Below are 17,057 nucleotides of genomic sequence, written 5' to 3' on the forward strand. Positions count from 1 at the left end.
AGGGGGAGAGGGGGAGATGGGGAGAGGGGGAGAGGGGGAGATGAGTAGGGAATAGGGAACTTCAATATATCATTTAACTGCACAACAGCTTACTAAAAATTTGATCGCATTTTGAGGTCGATCGCACACACGGCACAATCCATAAACTTGTATCGCAGACAACCGCTTGTTTAAGAATAACCGCAGGGGATAGCCAAGCTGCCGATCGACTAATCAACACTGACACACTATGTCAAGATTAATTAGCGCGATCGCCCAAAACTCCCAATCTCAATCAAGCGTAAACATCCGACGCAGCAAGTTCCAATGAACAATCCCATCTACCCCGGCATAACTCTCAACAACCACTACCGCATAGTCCGCGAATTGGGACACGGAGGCTTCGGGCGCACCTACCTCGCTGAAGATGCCCACCGATTTAACGAACCCTGCGTTTTAAAAGAATTTGCGCCCCAAGTACAAGGAAGTTACGCCTTACAAAAATCCGAGGAACTCTTCGAGCGCGAAGCCGGAGTGCTCTACAAGCTGCAACACAATCAAATCCCGCGCTTCCGCGAACTGTTTCGCGTCAGTATAGTCGATCGAGGCTATCTATTTCTCGTCCAAGACTACGTACCTGGCCAAACCTACCGCTTTCTGCTGGATGCCCGCAAACGTCAGGGTTTGCGGTTCATAGAAGCAGAAATAAATCAACTGCTGATTCAGATTTTACCAGTCCTCGAATACATTCACTCCTTGGGAGTGATTCACCGCGACATCTCCCCCGACAACCTGATTCTGCGCCTATCTGACGGAATGCCCGTACTGATTGACTTCGGCGGAGTCAAAGAAGTCGCCGCCACCGTAGAATCTCTATTTGCTGAAACTGAAACTAATGTCACTCCCGCCCCCGCGACTCGCATCGGCAAACTCGGCTATGCTCCCGTCGAACAAATGCAAATGGGGATTGTCTATCCGCACAGCGATTTGTACGCCCTCGCAGCTACGGTTTTGGTGTTGCTGACGGGGAAGGAACCGCATCAATTGCTCGACAGTCAGACGTTGAATTGGAACTGGCGATCGCACTGTTCTCTATCCCCGAATTTGTCCTTGGTGCTGGATAAAATGCTCGCTCACCAGCCGAGCCAGCGTTACTCCTCGGCTCGCGAGGTTTTGCTCGCTCTCGAAGGTAATCCGCTGTTACAGCCACAGGCACAACCATCCCCACCGCCGGATTTTGGGCTGACGCAGCCACCACCGGATCACACACCTCTCACCGCGCCTATACCCATACCCGCCCCCGCCCCGAAACTGCCGGGAACTCCGGTGCGAGTTGCGATGATTGGCAATCAACAAAAGATGCCTGCTTGGCAAATGTTTTTGTTCGTAGTGGCAGTGCTTTCAAGTATGGGCGGAGTTGGCTGGTTTGCGGGCAATTATGTGTTAAATTTGCAATCAAAAGTGCAGAAGATTCCCGTGACTCCGGGCCCGAAGCAGCAGCAAGAGGATGCTTTGCGCGATCGCTACTCTCAACTTAAAATAGACGATCGATTTTACAACGGTTACGTCAATCTTGTAGATGAAAATTTCTATGCCAAATACCCAGAATTGAACGGGCGGCTGTTAAAAGAAGGCGACGAGGATCGCCAATGGCGCGAAAAATGGCAGAAAATCGGCGACGACTTGCTCGACAAGCTCGAAAACCTCAGCAGCGACGCTAGAGCGCGGTTGGGCAGTTACGACACCGCCGATATCCAGCGCTGGAAAACGGAGGTTAACAAGCTGAATTTGAGCAGTCGGGCGCTGTACGATTTGGCTGATGCTAAGTTCTTTTATTGGTTTCCACAGCAGTCACGGAATAAAAATATCATCGGTTTGCCGATCGGACAAATTTGGCAAGCAATTACCGCCGACGCCCTCACAGCTTTGCAAGCGGGAGCAACTCTCGAAAGTGTTGAATTTGACCGCCGCTCCAACAGCAAAGCCCTCACGGGCAATCTCAAGCCCGGAGAAGGCAAAGCTTACATAGCCCGGTTCGCCCAAAATCAGATTTTGAGTGTAAATTTGCAAGCTGCGGGCAAATCGACTCTGCTATCAATTTATTCTCCTGGGCGGACAAACAAAGCCAAGGCTCTGCTGGAAGATGCAGAGGAGGTAAGTTGGTCTGGAACTCTGGATGAGGCTGGTTTTTATGAATTTGTGGTGGTTTCTCAGTCATCCGAGGCGATCGCCTACGAATTGAATCTGGCGATCAAATAAGGGCTATTGACGCAGGAAGTGCGATCGGGCGATAATCAAGTAATCCCGATCGGGTAAATTTTCCGGTTTACAAAAAGAATATGCTGAGATTCGCGATCATAGCTTTAGTAACTTTGGGATTAGTATTAGTGACTGCATTTGGTTTATATCCCGCCAGTGCGACAGTCAGCAATCCCGAATTTTATGCTTGGAACTTTGCCTCTGTAGGCAGCAGCGAACTGGTTTGCAAAAAGACAGTTATAGTTCCGCAAAACCTGATCATTCCGTCATCATCAATGCAGGCTGTCAGGATCAATTCTGCAATTGTAGATGACAAGTTTTGCACAAATTCCACTAAGCCTGTGAATTAATCCAGTGCATCCTACGATGTCCCCTCGAACTATCCAATAAAATTGATTTGATCGTTCGGACTTTAGTCCGTATTCATCATAGGACTAAAGTCAGAACGAGCGAACACTTTTTTAGAGCGAATTGACCGGACATTATATAGATCTTGCCGCCATCCGCGCAGTGAAAGTGTTGACGGCATTTTTTATGAGAAACAACCGATAATTTGTCATAAAAATTTATCAAAATAGTCTGGCGCAGCAGTTTTCTCTCCTCGAACTCTTCCCAAATTAGCCACTTCTTTAATGTGACTTAAAAACCGAAGATAAATCATTAGCCAAATGGCTAATAATTTATTGGCTAATTGGCCTAATCAGTAAATCGCTAGTTTGAGTATGCTAGAGTTAGTCAGGTTCTGATATATAGTGCCATCTGTAATCTAAGTATCATGCTCAAAATTTTAGTCATTGAAGACGACGAATTAATCCGGGAAACTCTTGTACAACTCCTGGAATCTCACAGCTACCGGGTCATCGTGGCAGAAAACGGTCGATTTGGTGTGCAGATGGCACTTTCGGAGATCCCCGATTTAATTTTGTGCGACGTGCAGATGCCGGAGATAGACGGTTATGACGTGTTGCGGACTCTGCGGCAAAACTCGCTAGCTGCAACAATTCCATTTATTTTCCTCACAGCTCAAAGTGACAAAACCGATTTTCGTCGGGGGATGGAATTGGGGGCTGACGATTACCTAACAAAGCCGTTTACTAAGGCTGAATTGCTGGGGGCCATTGCTTCTCGCGTCTCGAAACGGCAAACTATTACCCAACCGTTGACAGTCGCGCTTCACCAAGCAGAAGCCAGACTCAAAGATTTAGTTAACGACTCTACCAAGGTTTGTGTCCTTTCTCCCGAAAAATTGGCTCTGGAAGCTCTGCTGCGCCGCGCTTTGGCACAAGGTGAGTTTCAGGTATACTATCAGCCGCAGGTGAATATTGCTACCGGACAAGTTATCGGCGCTGAAGCTTTGGTGCGCTGGCAAAATCCCGATCGAGGTATAATTTCTCCCGCCGAATTTATTCCCTTAGCCGAAGAAACAGGTTTAATTATTCAGATTGGCGAGTGGGTACTGCTTTCAGCTTGCGCTCAAGCTGCGAGTTGGCTGGCAGCGGGGTTCTCGCCTTTTACAATATCAGTAAATTTGTCGGCCCGGCAGTTGTCCGACCCGGAACTCAAGGCCCGAATCGTGCAAATATTAGAAACTACAGACTTGGAGCCTGCTAATTTAGAATTAGAAATGACCGAAAGCGCTTTGGTAGAAAATGCGACAGTCGCAGGCACAACTTTAAACGAACTTAAAGCTCTCGGAATTCGGATTGCCATTGACGACTTCGGCACAGGTTATGCGACTTTAGGATATCTCAAGCAATATGCTTTTGACAGTTTAAAGATCGATCGCATTTTTGTGCGAAATGCCAACGAAGACGCTCAAAATGCTGCTATTACCACAGCAGTAATTTTACTGGGTCACAGCTTAAATATGACAGTAATTGCTGAAGGAGTGGAAACAGAAGCAGAACTAGCTTTCTTGAAACAGCACAACTGCGACATCATCCAGGGGTATCTGTTCAGCCGCCCCGAACCCGCAACGATATTTGAAAGTATCCTAGTTGCCGACCAGCGTTTGTTCGCGCCGCCCGCTGCTGCTGCAACTGCTCGCGTTATGCCCTTTGTACCCCTGTCCGAACCAGAAAAATCTAAAAACCTTTCCATGTCGAGTCTAGGAATAGTGTAAACGTTAGCAGGATTTGTGTATAATAAAACAAAATTCTGGCTTTTAGCTGCTATTTTCTGCGGAAAAGTTGACGATGCCCCATAAAAAATTGTAACTTTTTTGGATAGGCAAATAAAAAAAGGAAATTTTCCCCAATATTCCTCTACTTCTTCCCATTTTATTCGCTTGACGCCCGTAATTGGACTATTTGAGGAATTGTGCCGTCTTGAAATTGGGAACCTTGATCAAGTTGCAGCAAGTAAACTCATTTAAGTTCCTAGTTTGGGAACCGCAGTTTCAAGAACTGTCAACTGACGAATTGGTGCAAGGCTGTAATGGAAAGAATCTTAGTAGTTGACGACGAAGCAGACTGTCAAACAGTCTTAGCAATGTACCTGGAAAGTCAAGGATACCGCGTTGAATGCGCTACTTCTGGCGCTGAGGCACTCTCGATTTTTGAGAATGCCCCCCCAGATTTAGTAATTTCCGATGTGATGATGCCGGAAATGGACGGGTTTGAGTTTTGTCGCCGCTTGCGCACTACACGTTTGGGACAATTGGTGCCGTTTATATTTTTGTCTGGTCAAGGCGAAATTGAGGCAAAAGTTGAAGGTCATGCGATCGGCGCGGACGATTATCTGGTAAAACCTTTTCATTCTGAAGAAATCTTGGCTAAAGTGAAAGCGCAGTTAGAACGCTCTCACCGCATTCACGCTGAGATTGTCCGACTGTTGCAAACTTCTACCGCCTGGGCGCCGGAACCAAAAGTTGTCGCAGTATTGCCTAACCCTGCACCTTTACCTCTGACACCAGCCGAGGAAAGAGTTTTTTGGGAGGTGATCCAGGGTTATACTAACAAACAAATTAGCGATCGACTATTTATTAGTCCCCGAACTGTCCAAGCTCATTTAGGCAGCATTTTCAGCAAACTACAGTTAGAAAATCGCGCCCAGCTTGTGAAATTCGCCCTAGAAAGGGGATACAAACCACCTCAAACTTAGCTGATATCTCAACAACTTAGGGCGCGCCAGCCTTTAATTACCCGTAATAGAAAACGGTTTGTAGTGAGGACTAAATTCCTCACTACAAACCAATCAGACTGTGGTAGTTCTCTTTGGAAATGATATTATTCCACACTGAAAACACAATAAGGAAAATTCGTTGTTACACAAACAACCGGCCCCAAATTCGTACCCCGCAAATTTGCACGCTCCAAATCAGCCTGACGCAGGTTATTAACCGCATCGATATTTGTCCCGCTCAATTGAGCTCTAGGAAGCCTGGTATTAGACAGAATAGCACTCTGCAAATTAGTATCGCGCACATCAGCGAAAGACAAATCCGCACCGCTTAAATTAGCGCGACTCAAATTAACCCTAAACAGCAGCGAACGCCGCAAATCAGCATTCGATAAATTAGCTTGTAGCAGATAAGCTTCGCCCAAATTAGCATTAAAAAGTTTAGCACCGCGCAAATCAGCTCTCGTCATATTTGCCCGCCCCAAAAAAGCATTAGACAAATCCGCATTACGCAGATTAGCACTGTCCAAGTCAGCCCCATACATCTCCGAATTAACTAAATTAGCATTCGCCAAATTAGCGCCACTTAAATCTGCTTCTAGCAAATTAGCTTCGTAGAGATTAGCTCCGCTTAAATCAGCTCCTCTTAAATTAGCTCTGTACAAACTCGCCTTAAACAAATCAGCATTTCTCAAATCGCAGCCTTCGCACTCTTTAGTTTCCAGCAATTGCCTAACATGATCTGGATTTTGAGCTGTGACGGGAGCTGCCAGCCCAAACAAAGCTAAACAAGCCGTTACAGTTGCCAAGAGTTTAAGTTTCACAAACAAACCTCACTGCTACTTCAAACAAATTATACTAGCAAACTGTAGACTTTAAACCCATATCCTTCTCTCTTTTCTCTTGCTCTGCGTTCTCTGCGCCCTCTGCGGTAAATCTTCAAAAACATGATTCGCAGCCAACAATTTAGACCTGCTTCCAGCAAGGCGGGCTTTGCCCGCCCTACTTAACTTAATTAAGCTTCATCTAAAGCAGCAACACCAGGCAATTCCTTACCTTCGAGCAGTTCCAAACTAGCACCGCCACCAGTAGAAATGTGGCTCATTTCTGCGCCCAAATTCAACTGTTCCACAGCCGCTACTGAATCACCGCCGCCGATAATTGTGGTAGTACCAGTTTTAGTAATTCCCGCCAAAGAATGAGCAATACCTTCAGTACCCGCAGCAAACTTCTCCATCTCAAACACGCCCATTGGCCCGTTCCAGATTACCGTTTTGCAATCGGCCAAAGCATCTTGGAAAGTTTTCACTGAATCCGGGCCAATGTCCAAACCCATCCAACCGTCGGGAATGTTTTCAACGGAGACAGTTTGAGTGTTAGCATCAGCAGCAAACTTATCAGCAACTATCACATCAGTAGGCAACAGAAAAGTAACTCCCCGTTCCTTTGCTTTAGCTTCCAAAGACTTAGCCAGTTCCAACTTGTCATCTTCCACCAAAGACTTACCCACGTTCAAACCGCGAGCTTTGTAGAACGTGAACACCATGCCGCCTCCCAGCAGCAATTTGTCGCACTTTTCGAGCAGTTTTTCAATGACTCCAATCTTGCTGGAAACCTTAGAACCACCGATGATAGCAGCTAAGGGACGCTGAGGATTGTCGATCGCACTACCGAGATATTGCAATTCCTTCTCCATCAAAAACCCAGCCACAGAAGGACTCAGATACTTAGTCACACCCTCAGTAGAAGCGTGAGCCCGGTGAGCCGTACCAAAAGCATCATTCACATACAAATCGGCCACAGAAGCTAACTTCTTCGCAAATTCCGGGTCATTTGCCTCCTCCTCTGGATAGAAACGGACATTTTCGAGCAAAACCACATCGCCATCAGCCATCGCCGCCACTGTAGCAGCCACTTCATCACCGATACAGTCGTCAGTCTTTTTGACCTCTTTCCCCAACAATTCCGACAGCCGCTTAGCAACCGGAGTCAAGCGCAACTTCTCCGTCACACCCTTGGGACGCCCGAAGTGACTGCACAAAATGACCTTAGCGCCCTTCGACGCTAAATCCTGAATAGTCGGCAGAGCAGCCCGGATGCGAGTATCATCAGTGATATTGCCGTTGTCGAGCGGCACGTTAAAGTCCGCCCGCACCAATACCCGTTTGCCCGATAAGTCTGATGCTGATAAATTTGCTACAGTTTTTTTTGTCACAGGATTAACCTCCTAATATTTGTGTTTTTGTCTAATTCCGTTGAAATGGCAGCACTCGTCACTTGCACTTGGCGCCTCGGACGCATTCAACCGCGCCCGCACACAAAACGGAAGATGAAACAAACGGCACTGATTTGGCTCAACGTAAACATTTTATCGGAGTCCGTGTCCGGGAAATGCGAACTATGTTCAAGACTGTCTTATTTCCTGTAGATCAAAGCCAAGAAGCCCGCGAAGCCGCGGAAAAGGTTGTCAACATTGTGAAAACCTACGGCTCTCGTTTAGTTATTCTGTCGGTAGTCGAACCCCCAGCCGAGGAGGGCGACACCCAGCCGCCAGAGGTGATGACTTCCCCCGAAGCCGTCGCCAAACTGCTGTCTGAGGCCCAATCGATGTTTTCCCAGCAGGGAATCGAAGCTGAAATCATAGAACGAGAAGGCAAACCCGCTTTCACGATTTGTGATGTGGCTGACGAAATTGGGGCCGAGTTGATTGTGATGGGCTGTCGGGGGATGGGTTTAACTGATGATGGAGCGTCTGACAGCGTTACCAGTCGAGTGATCAATCTGTCTCCTTGTGCAGTTTTGATTGTGCCTTAACAGAAGGAAGAGGGAAGAAGGAAGAAGGAAGAAGGAAGAAGGAAGAAGGAAGAAGGAAGAAGGAAGACAACTCTTTCTTATTGCTTTTTGCATTTTCCTTAATCCCTTTTCCTTATTTATTCCCTCTTCTTTTGCTCTGCGCTCTCTGCGCTCTCTGCGGTTAGTTCCTTCTTTCTTCTTCTTCTTCTTCTTCTTCTTTCTTTATTCCTTCTTCTCGACTCCTTTTTTCGCCCATCCGTTACATCCGTTACATCCGTTACATCCGTTACAAAATCCGTTGCCGAACTTCCTTCATATTATGAAAATTCACTGGTATCCCGGTCACATTGCCAAAGCTGAACGGGCATTAAAAGAACAACTAAAGCGCGTAGATGTGGTGCTCGAAGTCCGAGATGCGCGCATTCCATTGGCTACTTACCACCCCCAAATGCCGAGCTGGGTGGGCGGTAAGCCGCGAGTATTGGTCGTTAACCGTATGGATATGATTACTGGTCGATCGCGCGAGGCGTGGGAAACCTGGTTTGAGTCCCAGGGAGAAACCGCCTATTTTACCAATGCCGAGCACGGGCAAGGAGTACACGATGTTTCCGATGCTGTCCAGGAAGCTGGGGTGCAGCTAAATAAACGCAGGTTCGATCGAGGTATGCTACCCCGTCCAGTCCGCGCCGTAGTAATGGGCTTCCCAAATGTCGGAAAATCTGCTTTAATCAATCGGCTGTTAGGGCGGAGAGTGGTAGACAGTGCCCGCAAAGCTGGAGTAACTAAATCACTCAGATGGATTCGCATTTCTGACGAAATTGAGTTATTAGATGCCCCCGGAATCATCCCCACCCGCATTAACAATCAAGAAAATGCCATAAAATTAGCTATTTGCGAAGATATTGGCGAAGCAGCTTACGACAATCAGGTAGTAGCCGCAGCTATGGTAGATTTGCTCCTAGAGCTTGAGGCTGCTGATGAAACTTTGATGTCAGTATCTGGTTTCAAATCCAGGTATAAATTAGATATAGCATCTAGTAATGGCGAAGATTATTTGCACGAGGTAGCAAAAGACAGGTATAAAGGAGATGTGGAACGAACGGCGCGGCAGATGTTAAACGATTTTAGAACAGGTGTGTTGGGTCAGCTTAATTTGGAGTTGCCGCCTACTTGATCGGACTGGTGGAAGATTTTATCTGATGAATTCAATTCTTATCAAAGTCTTGAAAATTCAACAGCGGTGCTGTGTATGAATGAATTGAATCTGGAACTTCAAATTAATGGAATCATCGAAAAAACCGTGCCTGTCGAGGGCGAGGAATTTATTATCGGTAGATTGCTAAAATGCGATTTACAACTGCCTTTTTCTGACATTTCCCGGCACCACACCCGCTTGTTTAAAATAGCTTCAGGGGATTGGCTAGTTGAGGATATGGGCAGTACCAACGGGACACTACTCAACAACAGTCCCCTCAACCAACCTCACGTAGTCAATCAGGGCGATGTGATTTATTTGGGACACCGGATTAATTTGATTGTCGTTTTACTCGATCGCTCCGACCCCCAACTTCCCGAAATCGGCACCATGCCCGAAGGATTTACCATCCTCGGCAAAGCCAAAGAACTGCAAAAGCAGTGGATAGAACCCGACACAAAAATCGAAAAAAACTACGAACAAGCGATCTCGCGTTTAAAATATTTAGTCGATATTGCCAAGTATTTGAACACCGCTGAATCCATCGAAGCAATTTTCGATCAAGTCCAGCAAATTGTGTTCCGGGACATCAAAAACATTGAACGTTTGGCACTATTAATACACTTCCAAAATAACGGCGAATTGAAAGTAATTAAAACTGCTGCCAGAAACACAGCTAAAAATAAATATATCCCCGCTGACGGCAGTTGGATCGGCCGCACTATTTGCCGCAAAGTATTGGAAGAACAAGTTGCTCTCAAAACTGCGGATGCTCAGTTTGACGAACAGTTTGATGACAATCTGAGTATGATCGATAAAGGAATTCGCACGGCGATAGCTGTTCCTCTCTGGGATGAAAATACAGTTTTTGGAGTGCTTTACGGCGACGCTCAACTGACTTCTAGAGAGTGGCATCAGGGCGGAGATGAAGACTTGAGCTTTTTTTCAGCTTTAGGCAATATCGTCGCTTCCAGCGTGCAGCGGTGGCTGCTGACACAGAAACTCCGCACCGAAGAAACTATGCGGCAAAGATTGGAACGCTATCACTCTCCGGCTGTTGTCCAGCATTTAATGAATACGGGAACTTTAATCAATCACCGCTTGCCGCCTGTGGAACGCGAAATCAGCATTTTGTTTGCAGATATTGTTGGCTTTACTGCGATGTCGGAGCGGTTGAGTCCACCTGAAATTGCCCGGTTGCTCAACAATTTTTTTGAGGAAATGTTGCAAGAAGTTTTTGGCGAAGGAGGAACTTTAGATAAGTTTATTGGAGATTGTATTATGGCATTTTTTGGAGCGCCGGAACCTCAACCGGATCATGCCGATCGGGCTGTGGCCGCTGCTTTGGGAATGCTCAACCGTCTTGACAAACTCAATGCCAATAACAGTTTGAGTGAACCGCTGCAATTGCGGATTTCTATTAACAGTGGCAAGGCGATAATTGGGGATGTCGGCAGTTTTAAAAGAGTTGATTATACTGTGTTGGGTTCGACAATTAATCTGGCCGCTCGGATGGAGGGGATTTGTCTGCCAGGGGAATGTGTGGTGAGCGAAGCTACTTACAAGTTGCTGCGATCGCCCCAAAGTTTTGAGCCGATGGGAGATTTCCGTTTTAAAGGAATTGACAGACCGATTGTGGTTTATAGTACCAACCGAAATCAAAGGTAATTGGTCATTAGTCATTAGTCATTGGTCATTGGTCATTGGTCATTAGTCAACCCTTCTCTTTCGCAAGCTGTCAACTGTCAACTGTCAACTGTCAACTGTCATTGCGACGTTTAAGTCAGAAGGATTTAGCGATCGGTGAGGAATGGAATTTCTCATAAAAATTTGAGAACTAATCAGGAATGTTATTAAATAGGGATTTGCTGACGCTGAGGATTTGAACTTCATCTCCTATGTGTACTATTTGTCCGGCTGCTTGATGTGGCACTCGCGTGTTAACTATCAGCCGACTAAAGTTATTTAAACGCCCTATTTTTACCAAGTCAGGCATAATTTCTTTTTGCTTGGCTGCTAGTACATTTTTGATGTTTGAATAAGCTTCTGTCGCCGCATAATTTCGCGTAGATCGGATACAGGGCTGACCGGGATTAATAGCTTCAAATATTACTGTCCCTATTTTAAACCTGAGAACTTCATTGGCTTCTGGGAAAAGTTGGTCTTCCCAAAAAGCCGGGACATCTCCTATTTCAATATTAGCTCGCAAGCGGTGGCGCATCTCGTTAACGCAAACTCTCGGAAACCAAGATGCTACTTCGGCAATTGTTTCGGTACTGATAATGGTTGGCCCCGGTGTAGCGGTATCGTCGGGAAAGCCTGTCAGCAAGTTTTCAATTAACTTGACGGGGAAACCGAAGTAGCTGCTCAACCAACATTCTATGCCTGGGCGTTCTCTATCTACATGAAAAAAAAATTCTTGTTCGGTGTCTTTAATTTTCAGGCAGGCAATTCTCTGTTTGATGTCAAATGATAAGTGCAGAAAATCGACTCCGCAGTTGCGCTTACTGTTAACCAATTCTCCTGCTTGATCGCAGATTGCCAAAGAGCGATCGCCTTCTAGAGATCCGCTGGCTAGAATAGTGGCTTGACTGACAGCTATACCGTCAAGGGACTTGACCGGATAGATATGAATGCTGGCGACGTAAGACATTGCGATTCATTGATAAATAATTGTCGTTTTAGATACATTCTAGCATCCCTTGCAGGCAGAAGCATGACTGCTGTTAGCTTTATGAAATAAAAAGGGGCAACTTTTTGAAGTTTACATTTTGCCGTAGCTGCTTGTAAAGAAAAATTAAACAAGTCTGGCTAAGCTTGTGGTATATATTATGCTAAAAAATACAAACAATTGAACCGAGTTGCAGCCAATGACACAAAGCCAAAAAACAGGTATGATTTCGCGACGTAATCTAATGTTGAGGGCTGGTGCAGGGATGCTGGTGGCAAGCATTGCACCTGTGCTTTTACAAGCTCAAGTCGCAAAGGCAGAGGGAATCTCTGACATTACTCCCGACGGTGCTCTCAAAAAATTGATGGAGGGGAATCAACGCTACATTGAGCAAAAACGGACATTTCCCGACCAAACTCGATCGCGAATTGTAGAAGTAGCAGAGGGTCAACATCCGTTTGCAACCATTCTGGCTTGTTCTGACTCGCGGGCTACTCCCGAAATTATTTTCGACCAAGGATTGGGGGATTTATTTGATATCCGAATAGCTGGAAATTTTCTCGATGATGTGGTTCTCGGAAATATGGAATATGCCGTAGTAGAATTAGGAGTTCCGCTATTAGTAATTTTGGGTCACGAACGCTGCGGTGCTGTTAAAGCAGCTTTAGATGGCAAAGCTCTTCCAGGTCACCTTAGCACTTTGGTGGCGGCGATTAAACCGGCAGTTGATTCGACTAAAGGTCAAACAGGTGATGCGTGGGATAACGCAGTCAGAGCTAATGTGAAAATGAATGTAAATAAGTTACAATCCTTGTCGCCTATTTTAGCTGAAGCAGTTAAAGCAGGTAAGCTTAAAGTTGTTGGGGCGCGCTACGATTTGGATAGCGGCAAAGTAGAGATAATTGCTTGATTTTGCTGTAAGTCATTAGTCATTGGGCATTGGGCATTGGGCATTGGGCATTGGGCATTGGGCGAAGCGAAGCGGAGGGATTGGGCATTGGGCATTGGGCATTAGTCATTGGTCATCTTGCCCGATCGCGAAGTCGAAGAGTGGTCATTAGTCAATAAAGTAGATATGCAAGTTTAGATTAAACCCATTTCTTGCAGTCCCCGGCGCAGGCGTTCGGCTTCAAAGGGGCGGCGCTGTTCGTGAAGGGCGATCGCTCTTTTGAATTCTGCTAAACTCTCTGGCATTTTACCAATTTTCAGCAGCGCTACTGCCAAATTTTGATGAGCTTCGGCGTGTTCGGGAGCGAGTTTAATGGCTTGTCGGTAATAGGCGATCGCATCTGCCAAATTTCCGGCTGCTTTCAGCGTCAGTCCCAAATTGTAATGACCTGCTGCAAAATTGGGGTCAATTTTTAAGGCTGCTTTGTAAGCTTTTTCAGCGGCTGGCAAATCTCCTTCATCTTTGAGCAAATTGCCCAAATTATTGTAAGCACCTAACTTGAGCGCCGGGAAGACATCTGTATTAATTGCGACTTGATAGTGTTCTTTTGCTTTGGCGAATTGCTGTTGCTGGCGGTAAGCAATTCCCAAATGATAGTTGAGTTCGTAAACAATAGAATCATCAATTGTCGCAGCAGTCAAGCCCTTTATTAATAAATTAATTCCCCGCTGAAGTTCCCCGCTTTCTACGTACAGCGCGCCTAATTTGCTACAAGCATAAGCGTCGTTTGGATAATAAGCTATGTAGCGTTCCATTGCTGCTTGAGCTTTTTGGAATTTACCTTTGGTGGCGATCGCATCTTTGTGATAACCAGAGTGGTAAATCGCCACATCGGGGAGAGAAGCTATTTTCCATTGCGGTTCCCGCTGCAAAATCTCAGCCACGCTGTCGTCTACCATTGCGTGGTATGGGCGAGAAAAGCGGAGGTTGGGGCGATTGCGAAACAAGCGCGACACTAGGGAATAGGGAGATTGAGATGCGCCGATTTCTTGGCGGATGAGATTGATTAGCAGCAGTCGATCGCTCTTAATTGCCTGCTTAAGTTGAGGTACAATCTCCGGTACCAGCACCTCATCGGCATCCAACACCAAAATCCAGTCGCCCTGGGCGTACTTGAGAGACTCGTTGCGCGCGGCTGCGAAGTCGTCGCACCATTCAAAGTCATAAACTCTGGCCCCGGATGCTCGGGCAATTTCACGGGTGCGATCGCCCGAACCGGTATCTAGCACCACAATTTCGTCAACAACACCCTTAACGCTGTCCAAAGTCCGCGACAGTGTTGCTTCTTCATTTTTCACGATCGTGCACAGACTTAGATTCATCGGCGGTCAATTTTCCTAGTTTGACAGAAATATTGTAATTTTTTTTACCAGTAAAACACAAAAAGTCCCAGAAAAAATTCTTTTATTTCCCTTCGGCTTCAAGTATAAGTATCTTTCGGCGCGAAAAAAAATGGCTTAACTCTTTTGACTGATTAAAAAGCCTCAAAATCCGACGATTCATCAAAAAATCTACCACTTTTGGTTCCTCCCTACGGTAGAGGAAAGGACGGGATATCTGTTGTTATTCTTAGAACATAAGACAAGGCAGACAAAAGTTAAGCACTCAGGAGAAAGAGAAATGGGAATTATTGCTTGGATCGTTTTAGGACTGATTGCCGGTGCGATCGCCAAAGCCATTTATCCGGGAACTCAAGGCGGTGGCTTCCTGGCAACAACAGGTTTAGGAATTGTGGGTGCGCTAGTGGGAGGTTATCTAGGTCAAGTCTTTGTGGGGACTAGCGCGGGGGCATCCTTCGGAGCATTAACTCTACCCAGCATAGCTTTTGCAGTCATCGGCGCGATCGTGGTACTTTTCATCTGGGGATTGTTGACTCAGCGTGCAGCATAATAAATATTGCCAATTCCCAGTCGATCGACTTTTAGGGTATTCATAAACCCGGTTTCTTGAAAAAACCGGGTTTTTCAGTTTTTCAGTTTTTCAGTTTTTCAGTTGAAACTCGGCGGTTGAAACCGCGACTACACAAACAAAACCCGGATGGTGCGCGGGTTGAAGATCGGACTCGGCGGTTGAAACCGCGACTACACAAACAAAACCCGGATGGTGCGCGGGTTGAAGAGTAAGGTTAATCAATCCGCAAGTTGAAAGGTAAGCGAACGTAAACTCCTTGCGGGTCGTTCATCGACTTGACAACAGCCAATTCATCCTGCATTTTCTTAACTTCTGCCGTCAGCGGGTCGAGTTTGGTGGCTGGTTTTAACACATGAACGCCGGAAATTCTTTCCAAAATTTGCTCCTCGAAACTGCGGCGTTTTGGATATTCTTCCAACTGCCAATCGTCGCCGAGTTTAGCTTGCTTCGCCGCTTCTCTAACAGCATCTTCTAGCCCGCCAATTTCATCGACTAAACCCAACTGTTTCGCTGCCGTACCAGACCAGACTCTGCCTTGAGCAATTTCTTGCACCTTGTTTTTCGGCAGTTTGCGGGAGTCGGCGACTTTAGTAACAAATCGATCGTAAATGCGATCGACTATTTTCTGAATATTTGCCAATTCTTGAGGATTTTTCGGGCGGGAAACCGTGTTAGTATCGGCAAAGCGGGCGGTTTTCACCACATCCCAAGTTATGCCGTTGTTAGCAGCCAATTTTTCGGCATTGAACAGCATTCCAAAAACGCCGATGGAACCAGTAATCGTACTCGCTTCGGCAAAGATTTTGCTAGAACCCATCGAAATCCAATAGCCGCCGGAAGCTGCTAAGTTGCCCATCGACACGATAACTGGCTTTTTTTTGCCCGTCAGCGCGACTTCGCGCCCGATGACTTCCGCCGCCGTCGCGCTGCCTCCGGGGCTGTTAACGCGCAAAACTACTGCTTTTACGTCGTCATCTTCGCGGATTTTCCGCATTTCTTGAGCGATGCGATCGCCTCCTACTTGAGTCGGGCCGCCTTCCCCGTCTACAATCTCTCCTTCAGCGTAAAGTACAGCAATCTGATTTTTCTTGTTAGCGCGAGTTGAGTTTTTATTCTCAGCAATTCTCGCGTAATTTTTCAAACTTATCTGTTTGAAAGATTTATTTTCTGCATCAGTTCCTGTCAGTTTTTTAAGTTCGGTGGCAATTTCGTCAAAGTATACAACTTTATCAACTAACTTGCCTTTGAGAGCTTCATCAGCCATCAAAGTTCCGCCATTATCTGCCACTGCTTGCAGTTGCGGAACGGTCAATTTGCGACTTGGCCCGACAGTTTTTAGGTATTCTCCCCAAATATCTCCGAGCAATTTTTGAGTTTGCTGGCGATTTTCTGGACTCATTTTTTTGAGCAAAAATGGTTCAACGGCTGACTTGTATTTGCCGACGCGAGTCACTTGCACTCCCACGCCGTATTTTTCCAAAGCACCAGTCCAAAACATTGCCTGACTGCTAAAACCGTTGATTTCTACAGATCCGTAAGGATTGACTGCAATTGTATTTGCAACTGAACCGAGGTAATAATCTCGCTCGCTCCAGTCCATTTCGTAAGCAATAATGGGTTTTTTGGCATCTCGAAAGCGCTGTAATGCCGATCGAACTTCTTTGAGATTAGCAAACCCGCTGCTGCTGGCATCCGAACTGCCTTCGAGATACATACCCACGATTTTCGGGTCTTTTTTCGCAGATTCGATCGCATTTAAAACAGTCCGCAGCGTCACAGCATCGCCGGACTCGTCCGAAAGCGCTTCTTGAATCGCCGCGCTAGTGCTGCGACTCGGTTTGCTGTCCGTGATATTTAAAGAAAGGTCTAATACCAATACAGACTTATCTTTAACTTGCGGGCCTGAATCTTTAGATGACGATGCCGCGACAGTAATTAACAGTACCAGTCCTCCCAATCCAACGCCGCCCAGCAGCAACAGTCCGAGGAAGGTTCCGAGCAAACTTGCACAAGTATATTTTAGGAAATCTTTCATTTAGATAGTTGATAGTTGATAGTTGATAATTGACAGTTGATAGTTGACAGTTGACAGTTGATAGTTAGTAATTAGCAGTTGACCGTTGATAATTAACATTTGGTAATTAACATTTGGTGATTGGCCGTTGTTATTTGTTATTTTT

Annotated in this window: 14 protein-coding genes; 9 read left to right on the forward strand and 5 right to left on the reverse strand. The window is 46.1% G+C overall.

Annotated elements, in window-relative coordinates; translation table 11 throughout:
• Positions 1-306 precede the first annotated feature (306 nt).
• The 4 genes from QUB66_RS14785 (at position 307) to QUB66_RS14800 (ending at position 5,340) form a co-directional block, all read left to right on the forward strand.
• Complete coding sequence (locus QUB66_RS14785) at positions 307-2,238, forward strand: serine/threonine-protein kinase (protein WP_332967309.1); 1,932 nt, start codon at positions 307-309, stop codon at positions 2,236-2,238.
• A gap of 80 nt (positions 2,239-2,318) precedes the next feature.
• The gene (locus tag QUB66_RS14790) at positions 2,319-2,588 is read left to right on the forward strand and encodes a hypothetical protein (RefSeq protein WP_332967311.1); all 270 of its coding nucleotides are present in this window, start codon (positions 2,319-2,321) and stop codon (positions 2,586-2,588) included.
• A 425-nt stretch (positions 2,589-3,013) separates the two neighbouring features.
• Entirely contained in the window at positions 3,014-4,360 is a 1,347-nt protein-coding gene (locus tag QUB66_RS14795) for an EAL domain-containing response regulator (protein ID WP_332967313.1), read from the forward strand.
• A 314-nt stretch (positions 4,361-4,674) separates the two neighbouring features.
• The gene (locus QUB66_RS14800; RefSeq protein WP_265237206.1) at positions 4,675-5,340 is read left to right on the forward strand and encodes a response regulator transcription factor; all 666 of its coding nucleotides are present in this window, start codon (positions 4,675-4,677) and stop codon (positions 5,338-5,340) included.
• A gap of 125 nt (positions 5,341-5,465) precedes the next feature.
• Here the strand turns inward: QUB66_RS14800 and QUB66_RS14805 are convergent, their stop codons facing one another.
• Together QUB66_RS14805 and QUB66_RS14810 are read right to left on the reverse strand one after the other, a co-directional pair.
• Positions 5,466-6,182: a pentapeptide repeat-containing protein gene (locus tag QUB66_RS14805; protein WP_332967315.1), complete on the reverse strand. Its 717-nt coding sequence runs from the start codon at positions 6,180-6,182 to the stop codon at positions 5,466-5,468.
• Positions 6,183-6,373: 191 nt separating this feature from the next.
• Positions 6,374-7,573: a phosphoglycerate kinase gene (locus QUB66_RS14810; protein ID WP_265237202.1), complete on the reverse strand. Its 1,200-nt coding sequence runs from the start codon at positions 7,571-7,573 to the stop codon at positions 6,374-6,376.
• Positions 7,574-7,758: 185 nt separating this feature from the next.
• Between QUB66_RS14810 and QUB66_RS14815 the strand changes: the two genes are divergently transcribed.
• The 3 genes from QUB66_RS14815 to QUB66_RS14825 all read left to right on the forward strand — a co-directional run bounded on the left by QUB66_RS14815 (position 7,759) and on the right by QUB66_RS14825 (position 11,014).
• The gene (locus QUB66_RS14815) at positions 7,759-8,172 is read left to right on the forward strand and encodes a universal stress protein (RefSeq protein WP_265237199.1); all 414 of its coding nucleotides are present in this window, start codon (positions 7,759-7,761) and stop codon (positions 8,170-8,172) included.
• Between the two features lie 298 nt (positions 8,173-8,470).
• The gene (gene ylqF / locus QUB66_RS14820) at positions 8,471-9,325 is read left to right on the forward strand and encodes a ribosome biogenesis GTPase YlqF (protein ID WP_265237196.1); all 855 of its coding nucleotides are present in this window, start codon (positions 8,471-8,473) and stop codon (positions 9,323-9,325) included.
• 75 nt (positions 9,326-9,400) lie between these two features.
• Positions 9,401-11,014: an adenylate/guanylate cyclase domain-containing protein gene (locus QUB66_RS14825; protein ID WP_332967317.1), complete on the forward strand. Its 1,614-nt coding sequence runs from the start codon at positions 9,401-9,403 to the stop codon at positions 11,012-11,014.
• Between the two features lie 169 nt (positions 11,015-11,183).
• Here the strand turns inward: QUB66_RS14825 and QUB66_RS14830 are convergent, their stop codons facing one another.
• Complete coding sequence (locus tag QUB66_RS14830; protein WP_332967318.1) at positions 11,184-11,999, reverse strand: MOSC domain-containing protein; 816 nt, start codon at positions 11,997-11,999, stop codon at positions 11,184-11,186.
• A 217-nt stretch (positions 12,000-12,216) separates the two neighbouring features.
• Between QUB66_RS14830 and QUB66_RS14835 the strand changes: the two genes are divergently transcribed.
• Positions 12,217-12,927: a carbonic anhydrase gene (locus QUB66_RS14835; RefSeq protein WP_332967319.1), complete on the forward strand. Its 711-nt coding sequence runs from the start codon at positions 12,217-12,219 to the stop codon at positions 12,925-12,927.
• Positions 12,928-13,100: 173 nt separating this feature from the next.
• On the opposite strand, the gene QUB66_RS14840 is transcribed toward QUB66_RS14835, so the two are convergent.
• Positions 13,101-14,288, reverse strand: a complete 1,188-nt coding sequence (locus QUB66_RS14840) for a tetratricopeptide repeat protein (RefSeq protein WP_332967320.1) — start codon at positions 14,286-14,288, stop codon at positions 13,101-13,103.
• Positions 14,289-14,586: 298 nt separating this feature from the next.
• Here QUB66_RS14840 and QUB66_RS14845 point away from each other — a divergent pair, with 298 nt between their 5' ends.
• A complete protein-coding gene (locus QUB66_RS14845; protein WP_265237186.1) occupies positions 14,587-14,856 on the forward strand; it encodes a GlsB/YeaQ/YmgE family stress response membrane protein in 270 nt (89 codons plus the stop codon).
• Positions 14,857-15,091: 235 nt separating this feature from the next.
• Here QUB66_RS14845 and sppA read toward each other — a convergent pair whose 3' ends face one another.
• The gene (sppA, locus tag QUB66_RS14850) at positions 15,092-16,912 is read right to left on the reverse strand and encodes a signal peptide peptidase SppA (RefSeq protein ID WP_265237184.1); all 1,821 of its coding nucleotides are present in this window, start codon (positions 16,910-16,912) and stop codon (positions 15,092-15,094) included.
• Positions 16,913-17,057 lie beyond the last annotated feature (145 nt).

The sequence above is a fragment of the Microcoleus sp. A2-C3 genome, from assembly GCF_036706065.1.
Taxonomy (GTDB): domain Bacteria; phylum Cyanobacteriota; class Cyanobacteriia; order Cyanobacteriales; family Microcoleaceae; genus Microcoleus.

What these genes read in the sequence shown, in the direction of transcription:
- QUB66_RS14795 (WP_332967313.1), top strand. Translation starts at nt 3,014, where the DNA reads ATGCTCAAAATTTTAGTCATTGAAGACGACGAATTAATCCGGGAAACT.
- QUB66_RS14790 (WP_332967311.1), top strand. Translation starts at nt 2,319, where the DNA reads ATGCTGAGATTCGCGATCATAGCTTTAGTAACTTTGGGATTAGTATTA.
- QUB66_RS14825 (WP_332967317.1), top strand. Translation starts at nt 9,401, where the DNA reads ATGAATGAATTGAATCTGGAACTTCAAATTAATGGAATCATCGAAAAA.
- QUB66_RS14815 (WP_265237199.1), top strand. Translation starts at nt 7,759, where the DNA reads ATGTTCAAGACTGTCTTATTTCCTGTAGATCAAAGCCAAGAAGCCCGC.
- ylqF (WP_265237196.1), top strand. Translation starts at nt 8,471, where the DNA reads ATGAAAATTCACTGGTATCCCGGTCACATTGCCAAAGCTGAACGGGCA.
- QUB66_RS14840 (WP_332967320.1), bottom strand. Translation starts at nt 14,288, where the DNA reads ATGAATCTAAGTCTGTGCACGATCGTGAAAAATGAAGAAGCAACACTG.
- QUB66_RS14800 (WP_265237206.1), top strand. Translation starts at nt 4,675, where the DNA reads ATGGAAAGAATCTTAGTAGTTGACGACGAAGCAGACTGTCAAACAGTC.
- sppA (WP_265237184.1), bottom strand. Translation starts at nt 16,912, where the DNA reads ATGAAAGATTTCCTAAAATATACTTGTGCAAGTTTGCTCGGAACCTTC.
- QUB66_RS14845 (WP_265237186.1), top strand. Translation starts at nt 14,587, where the DNA reads ATGGGAATTATTGCTTGGATCGTTTTAGGACTGATTGCCGGTGCGATC.
- QUB66_RS14830 (WP_332967318.1), bottom strand. Translation starts at nt 11,999, where the DNA reads ATGTCTTACGTCGCCAGCATTCATATCTATCCGGTCAAGTCCCTTGAC.
- QUB66_RS14835 (WP_332967319.1), top strand. Translation starts at nt 12,217, where the DNA reads ATGACACAAAGCCAAAAAACAGGTATGATTTCGCGACGTAATCTAATG.
- QUB66_RS14785 (WP_332967309.1), top strand. Translation starts at nt 307, where the DNA reads ATGAACAATCCCATCTACCCCGGCATAACTCTCAACAACCACTACCGC.